General features: G+C 63.6%; 7 protein-coding genes. 3 read left to right on the forward strand and 4 right to left on the reverse strand.

Annotated elements, in window-relative coordinates; genetic code table 11:
- Positions 1–3: 3 nt before the first annotated feature.
- Positions 4–906 (reverse strand): EamA family transporter, encoded by a 903-nt coding sequence (locus NKH57_RS05080; RefSeq protein ID WP_352942268.1) that lies wholly within the window; start codon positions 904–906, stop codon positions 4–6.
- 89 nt (positions 907–995) lie between these two features.
- On the opposite strand from NKH57_RS05080, the gene NKH57_RS05085 reads away from it, so the two are divergent.
- Entirely contained in the window at positions 996–1,475 is a 480-nt protein-coding gene (locus tag NKH57_RS05085) for an Lrp/AsnC family transcriptional regulator (protein ID WP_352828707.1), read from the forward strand.
- A 14-nt stretch (positions 1,476–1,489) separates the two neighbouring features.
- On the opposite strand, the gene NKH57_RS05090 is transcribed toward NKH57_RS05085, so the two are convergent.
- Both NKH57_RS05090 and NKH57_RS05095 read right to left on the reverse strand, forming a co-directional pair.
- The gene (locus NKH57_RS05090) at positions 1,490–1,687 is read right to left on the reverse strand and encodes a hypothetical protein (protein WP_023757051.1); all 198 of its coding nucleotides are present in this window, start codon (positions 1,685–1,687) and stop codon (positions 1,490–1,492) included.
- A gap of 145 nt (positions 1,688–1,832) precedes the next feature.
- Positions 1,833–2,318 (reverse strand): thioesterase family protein, encoded by a 486-nt coding sequence (locus tag NKH57_RS05095; RefSeq protein WP_023757052.1) that lies wholly within the window; start codon positions 2,316–2,318, stop codon positions 1,833–1,835.
- A 183-nt stretch (positions 2,319–2,501) separates the two neighbouring features.
- Between NKH57_RS05095 and NKH57_RS05100 the strand changes: the two genes are divergently transcribed.
- Positions 2,502–3,917 carry an FAD-binding oxidoreductase gene (locus tag NKH57_RS05100; RefSeq protein ID WP_352942272.1) on the forward strand — a complete coding sequence of 472 codons (1,416 nt, stop codon included), beginning with the start codon at positions 2,502–2,504 and terminating at the stop codon, positions 3,915–3,917.
- A 35-nt stretch (positions 3,918–3,952) separates the two neighbouring features.
- Here NKH57_RS05100 and NKH57_RS05105 read toward each other — a convergent pair whose 3' ends face one another.
- The gene (locus NKH57_RS05105) at positions 3,953–4,924 is read right to left on the reverse strand and encodes a Dyp-type peroxidase (protein ID WP_352942275.1); all 972 of its coding nucleotides are present in this window, start codon (positions 4,922–4,924) and stop codon (positions 3,953–3,955) included.
- A gap of 130 nt (positions 4,925–5,054) precedes the next feature.
- Here NKH57_RS05105 and NKH57_RS05110 point away from each other — a divergent pair.
- On the forward strand, positions 5,055–7,696 hold a 2,642-nt coding region (locus NKH57_RS05110), incomplete at its 3' end, for an AsmA family protein (protein ID WP_352942278.1).

Here is a 7,696-nt window from a genome sequence, read left to right on the forward strand (position 1 = left end):
CTCTCAGCGAGCCGGTTTGTGGAAGGCGACGCCGGCGACCACCAGCGCAATGCCGAGGCAATCGGTGAGGCTTGGAATCTGGCGCAGCACGATGACGCCGATCAGCGTCGCGGCGACCGGCAGCAGCGACAGCATCAGCGCGAAGCTGGCGCGCGGCAGCCGCGACATGGCGAGTTGGTCGCAGATGTAAGGAATGACGGAGGAGCAGATGCCGACGCCGATGGCGGCGAGCAGCAGCGGCCGTGAGAAAAAGGCCGGCAGTGCATCTCTGAAGCCGATCGGCAGCACGATGATGAAAGCGATCGCCATGGCGGCACCAAGACTGGCGATGCCGCCGCCCGCGCCTGAAGCGGCGATGCGGTGCCCGAGCACGATGTAGCCGACAAACAGAGTACCGTTGAGGAAGGCCCAGAACAGTCCAAGGGGATCACTCGACCACTTGACGTCGATGAGGAGCAAGGTGCCGGCGACGGCAATGGCAAGGGCGGCGAGATTGCGCGTGGTCCTGAGCCCGATCACCGCGACACCGATGGTGCCGACGAATTCGATCGCCGCCACCAGCGAGATCGGCAAGCGATCGAGCGCCAGGTAGAACGAACAGTTCATCACCGCCAGGCAGGCGCCGAAGGCCAGCAACAGCAGCCGGCTCGAGCGATCGGCGCGGACGAGCGTTCGCCATGGACGGGTCATTGGTGCGAAGATCAGCGCGGCGGCAGCGATGCGCAGCCAGGCCATGCCGAGCACGCCGACATGCGGGAAAAGCAGCACGGCAAATGCCGGCCCGAGATAATGGAAGACGGCGCTGACGCCGAACCAGACATGCGGCGGCAGTGTTGTCGCTAGCCTGCGGAAGGGAAGGCCGGCAACGGCGGGGTCTGCCGCAGGAGCTTGCGTCTGATCATCCATCGGATCAGTATCGCAGGCGGTTTTGCCTGTTCATATGGGTGATGATTGGCTTTTCCGGCCGGTATCCTCACGGAAGCAAGGATTTTTCCATGAAACGCCTTCGGATTGAAAGCGCCAACCTCGATGCCGCGGATATGAAAATCCTGCGCTTGCTGGAAAAGGACGCGCGCATCAGCACGGCGGAGCTTGCGCGCTCGGTCGGCCTGTCGGCGCCGAGCGTGGCCGAGCGCATCAAGCGGTTGCAGGAGAGCGGGGTCATCGAGGCCTATTCAGTCAGGATCAATCCCGCGGCACTCGGCCTGCCGGTGTCGGCGTGGCTGCGCATCCGTCCGGTACCGGGGCAACTGGCTGTCGTGGCCGAGATCATCCGCGATCTGCCTGAGATCGCACAATGCGACCGGGTGACCGGCGAAGATTGTTTCATCGCGCTGGCGCATGTCGGCTCGGTGGCCGAACTTGAGCGTGTGATCGACCGCATCATCCCTTACGCGATGACCAATACGGCGATCATCCAGTCGTCGCCGGTGGTGGCGCGCTCACCACTGGCAGCGGTGAAGCGTACGGTTTGAGCGAGCAGGAACGTTTATGCGTGGCCGCGCTTCAGGCGGGCGCGCTTCAGGATGGTGCGCCAGCGGATCATGTCGAACGGGATCGGCTCGTTGTTGTTGGCGATGTGGAAGATCTCGTTGTCGACATTCTTGAGCGAGCGCCAGAAATCATAGTCGGTGATGCGCGGATCGGCAGCCAGCTTGTCCACTTCGACCTTGATGTCGGTTTTCATGCACTTTCCTCGAACCGGCTTCGCCGCGCCGCCCGCATCGCAACCCAATGCGATCGTTTTCAACCGCTCCGCTGAGTCGTTCAACGGCTCAATTGGCTTGTTCCCGTTAAAACCTCGGTAAGGTTAACGCGGGCGCCGAGTGGCTTCAAGCGGGCTTGCGGCGAATCCCGATTGAACGGCCGGCGCGCTCCGGCATCGGCAGTGCCGAATGGGCGGCGCGCATGGCCTCGACCTTGGCAAGCACATCGGCTGGGAAGGGTGCGACCTTCGGCCCCGACATGTCGACATGCAGGGACAGCGTCTCGGAGGTGGCGGCGAGCCAGCCGTCGACGTGGCGGATTTCCTGGTAGGCCCGCAGCCGCTTGTCGTCATGGTCGAGGAGTTGGAAGGAGACCGTGACCTTGTGCTCGAGATGCAGCTCCTGCACGTAGCAAACATGGACTTCGGCTGTGTAGATGGTGAGCCGCCGCTGGCTCACGTAATCCAGTCCCATGCCGATCGCCTCGAAGGCGTTGTCCGAACACCGGTCGAACAGCACGTTGTAATAGGCCATGTTAAGATGGCCGTTGTAGTCGATCCAGTCCTTCTCGATGTCCATGGGTTTGGAGACGAAGGGGGCAGGGATAGGCATCGAAACTTCCTTGTTTGGTGCTGGACAGAGCGTGGCCGGTGAGTGTCTTCATTCTGACGCAATTCCTCAGGGAAAGCGCTACGCGGTTTCTCGGGAAAACCGCTTCGCACTTTTCCTGGAATTGCTTTAGGCATCCATAGACGCATAACAAGCATGGGCGCTGGTCCATCCGCGGAGGAATTCATGGCTCTGAGCGACCTCAACCCAGTCGAACGCAACGAGGAAGGCATCGCTGCCGTGCTCGGCATCCTCAAGCAGCGGCTCGGCGAACGCTTCCAGACCGGCGAGGCCATCCGCTCGCAGCACGCGCACACCACCACCTATATTCCGACGCAGGCGCCGGACGGCGTCGCTTTCCCGGAGACGACGGCCGAGGTGCAGGAGATCGTCCGCGCCTGCGCCGCGCACCGTGTGCCGGTCATTGCCTTCGGTGTCGGATCGTCGCTGGAAGGCCACACCAACGCACCGGGCGGCGGCATATCGGTCGACACCTCACGCATGAACCGCATTCTTGCGGTCAATCCGCAGGATCTCGACTGCACGGTCGAGCCCGGCGTCACCCGCGAGGATCTGAGCCGGCATCTGCGCGACACTGGCCTGTTCTTTCCAATCGATCCGGGCGCCAATGCCTCACTTGGCGGCATGGCGGCGACACGCGCATCCGGCACCAATGCGGTGCGCTACGGCACGATGCGCGAGAATGTGCTTTCGCTGACGGCCGTCATGGCCGACGGCGAGACGGTGACGACCGGCAAGCGCGCGAAAAAAAGCTCGGCCGGCTATGATTTGACGCGGCTGCTGGTCGGCTCGGAAGGCACGCTCGGCATCATCACCTCGCTGACCTTGAAGTTGCAAGGCATCCCGCAAGCGATCTCCGGCGGCGTCTGCCCGTTTCCGAGCGTCGAGGCGGCCTGCAACGCGGTCATCGCGACGATCCAGATGGGCATACCGGTGGCGCGGATCGAACTGGTCAATGCTTTGCAGATGCGGGCGATGAAGAATTATTCCAAGCTCGACTATCCCGAGAGCCCATGCCTGTTCGTCGAGTTCCACGGCAGCGATGCCGGCGTGGCGGAGCAGGCCGAGACCTTCGGCATGATCGCGGAGGAAAATGGCGGCGGGCCGTTCCTGTGGACCAGCGTTGCCGAGGAGCGCACGAAACTGTGGAAGGCCAGGCACGACGCCTATTGGTCGTCGCTGACGCTGCGGCCAGGCGCCAAGGGCCTGTCTACCGATGTCTGCGTGCCGATTTCGCGCTTTGCCGAATGTGTCATGGAAACCGAAGCCGACATCGCCGAAATGGGCCTGATCGCGCCGATCGTCGGCCATGCCGGCGACGGTAATTTTCACGTGTTGGTGCTGATGGACGTGAACGATCCCAAGGAGATCGCGCAGTCCGAAAAATTCGTCGCGCGGCTCAATATGCGAGCAATCGCCATGGATGGCACCTGCACTGGCGAGCACGGCATCGGCCAGGGCAAGATCGGCTTCCTGCGCCACGAGCTCGGCCACGGCGTCGACATCATGCGCACCATCAAGCAGGCGCTGGATCCGCAAAACATCATGAATCCGGGCAAGATATTGCCGGGGATAGACTGAAGGGGATCCGATCCAGCGACGAACCGAGTGATTGCCTACTTCTCCTGCGCGCCCTGAACAAGGGTTTGCAGCATGGGGCGGGTTGGCGCGAAGAACGTCGTGCCGGTGTGCGGCGTGGAGAAATCAAGCAGCCGGTCGTAGGCGCTCGGCGGCTCACCGACATACATGCGCTGCAGCATCTTCTCGGTCACCCAGAGGTACCTGCTATAGCCGATAAAGTAGGTGCCGAACTCCTGCTGTCCTGGCCGGCCGAAGGGCATGTTGTCGCGCAATATGTCGTATTCGTTACCGTCGGCATCTTCGATGGTGGCGAGCGACTTGTGCGACTTGCGCGGGGCGTCGTCATCGTCGATTTCGATGTTGTCGATCTTGGTGCGGCCGATGATCTCTTCCTGGAGCGGTGTCGGGGTTCGCGCCCACGCCTGGAGATCGTGCAGGTATTTCTGAACGACGACATAGCTGCCTCCGGCGAAGTCGGCGTCTTCATCGCCGACGAGTGCCGAGGCCGGCAGATCAAGGCCGGTCGGGTTGGCCGTGCCGTCGACAAAGCCGAGCAGGTCGCGCGCATCGAAATAGCGAAAGCCCGAGACTTCGTCGACGACGTTCACGCCGTCACCGAGATTGTCGAGCAGAATACGCTCGAACTCAAAGCACATGTCGGGGCGTTCGGAGCGGATATGGAAAAGAAGGTCGCCGGCGGTCGAAGGGGCCGAATGAACAGCTCCCTTGATCGGCGCAAACGGCTTCAGTTCCAGCGGTCGCCGGCCTGGAGAGAGGCGATCCCAGAGATCGCTGCCGATGCCGGCGATGCACGACAGCCGGCCGGAAAGGTCGCGGAACCCGACAGTCTTCACCAGGTCGTCAAGTTCGCCGAGCACGGAGGCGACCTTCTCGAGCGCGCTCCGATGGTCGGCGACGGTGACGACAAGAAACACCGCCGAAAGCGACAGCGGGGCGTCGATACTCTGCGCATCGATCGGCACGCGATCCCAGTTCTTCCCAGACATCCGGATTCTCCAGTTTGACCGGATTTGTTTCAGATGATCCGACATCACGCAACACCGGAAGAATTGCCTCTTTATCGACACGCGGATGCGGGTAGAGTGCGGCAGAATTCAATCAACCCATTCGGAGCTGATGCTCGCACGCCTGTTCGTGATCTTTGGTGGCCTGTTCGTGCTGGTGCTGTGTGCGGCGCTGGTGGTGCCGTATTTTGTCGACTGGACCGGCTACCGCGCCGATTTCGAACGCGAGGCGAGCGCCATTCTCGGCCGCAAGGTGACCGTGCGGGGCGACGCCACGGCCAGGCTGTTGCCGTTCCCGTCGGTGACCTTCGCAAATGTCGCCGTCGCCGGCGGCCCCGAAGGCCAGCCGGCCATGACCGTCGAGACGTTTTCGATGGATGCGGAACTCGCACCCTTCCTGCGCGGTGAAGTGCTGATCTTCGACATGCGGCTGGTGCGGCCGAAAGCGACCATCGATATCGCCAATGATGGCACGGTCGACTGGGCGATGCGGCCGTCCTCGCCGTTCGATCTCAACCAGATCTCGATCGAAAAGCTGACGGTGACGGAAGGCCAGGTCGAGCTGCGCCATGCGGCCGGCGGGCGCAGCCATCTCATGTCCGAGATCAACTCGACCATTTCGGCCAAGTCGCTGGCCGGGCCGTGGCGCATGGACGGCACGCTTCGGCTGGACGGGTTGCGCACCGCGGTCGCGGCATCCACCGGCAAGGCAGAAGGCACCGGACAGATGCGGCTTCGGCTGAGGGCCGATCCCGATGCCTATCCGCTGGTCATCGAGACCGACGGCAATGCCGGCATCGTCAATGGGGCGGCCGTCTATTCGGGCCAGTTCAAGATTTCAAATCAGGACAAGAATGGCGCCGACAAGAACAGCGCAGAGCTGCGCGGCACCGATGGCGAGACGGTGAAGGTCTCTGGCGGCAAGCCCGATCCGGGCTTTCGCCTGAACGGCAAGTTTTCGCTCGACCATCAGAAGCTGGGCGTCGACGAATTTCGCTTCGAGACCGGGCCGCTCGACAATCCCTACACCGCCGACGGCAAGGCCTCGGTCGATCTCGGGCTAAAGCCGAGCTTTGCCATCGAAGCCAGTGGCGCTCAGGTGCAGCTCGACGAGGCGGTGGGTGCGCAAGCTGGTGCCGGCCTGACATTGGATCAGCGCATTGCAGGGCTGGAGCAGGCTTTGCTCGATCTGCCGAAGCCGACCATTCCCGGTACCGTGGAGGTCAAGCTGCCAGCGGTGGTGGCCGGCGACACCACGGTGCGCGACGTTCATCTTTCCGCCGAGCCGGTCGATGGCGGCTGGTCGGTGAAATCGCTTGCAGCGACCTTGCCCGGTCGCACCAGGCTGGAAGCCGATGGCAAGGTCTTGCTCAATGTGGAGGGCCATTTCGGCTTCAACGGCTCGTTGCTGCTGGCCGTGGCTCAGCCTTCGGGTTTTGCAGCGTGGCTGTCGAAGGACGTCGACGAGGCGGTCCGCCGTTTGCCCGCCGCCGGCTTCAAAGCCAAGGTCGACCTCTCGGAAAAGCGGCAGGCCTTCAGTGACCTCGAACTGATCCTGGGCAAGGCGAAGTTTTCCGGCCGCATCGATGCTAGCCAACCTGACGATGCCAAGCCGTCGGTGCTGATGCGGCTCGAAGGCGGCGAGCTCGATGTCGACGGCCTGGCGGCCTTTGCCTCGATCTTCGTCAGCGACAAGGGCGCCAATCGATTTGCCGACCGCGACCTCGATTTCCAGATCAAGGCAGGGCCGGTCAGCGCCGGCGGGCTGACCGCCGACACGGTCGATACCGCGCTGAGGTTGCGCGACGGGCTGCTCGAAATCGACCGGCTGTCGGTGGGCGGGCTGGCCGGCGCCTCGATCAGCGCCACCGGCAGGATCAAGGATTTCCCGGCACGTCCGACCGGCAAGCTCGACGCCTCGGTGGTTGCCGTCGACCTTAAGCCACTGATCGACGTCGCCGCCCAGCATTATCCCGACAGCGCCGTGCTCAAGGGACTGGCAAGCCGTGCCGCCGCCTATCCCGAGCTGTTCCAGGATGCGCGCGTCGACCTGGTGGCGAGTGCCGCCGACAATGGCGATGGCACCTCGGGCCTGGCGGTGAGCGGGCAAGGGAAGGCCGGCGGGTCGGCTTTTTCCGCGTCGCTGTCGGGAAGGGGGGCGGGGGACAAGCTTCTCGAAGCGCCGGTGGCGTTGACCTTCAACGCCAAAAATCCTGACGCCACTGCGCTGCTGGCGCTCTACGGCCTGCCGGCGCTGCCGCTTGGCATGCTGGGCGAGGCAAGCACGGACATCCAAGCCAAGGGCACGCTTGGCGGCGGCCTGGCGACAAGTTTCAGCCTTGCCGGCGACGACTTCAAGGCCGGTTTCGAGGGGACGATCGCCGATACGCCGCAAGGCCTCGCCGCCAAGGGCAAGCTTAGCCTCGACGCCGCCGACATCGAACCATGGCTGATGACATCAGGCATCGGCCTGCCAGGCATGGGGGCTGGCATGTCGACGTCGCTCTCGGCGCAGGGTGACTATGGCAACGGGCTGCTGGTGCTGGACGAACTCAGCGGCGCCGTCAACGAAGCGGCGGTGTCCGGCGACGTCAATGTCGACGTCAAGGACGGCGTGCCGCATCTGGCCGGCGCGCTGGTGCTCGACGAACTTGATCTCGATCCGATGGCGGTGGCGCTGTTTGGCGATTCCGCCTTTCTCGCCGACAAGGAAGGGGCCGATAAGGGTGGGGGGGGGGCGGGCCCCGCCCCCCC

It is taken from the genome of Mesorhizobium sp. M1050, assembly GCF_040318715.1.
Classification (GTDB): Bacteria; Pseudomonadota; Alphaproteobacteria; order Rhizobiales; family Rhizobiaceae; genus Mesorhizobium.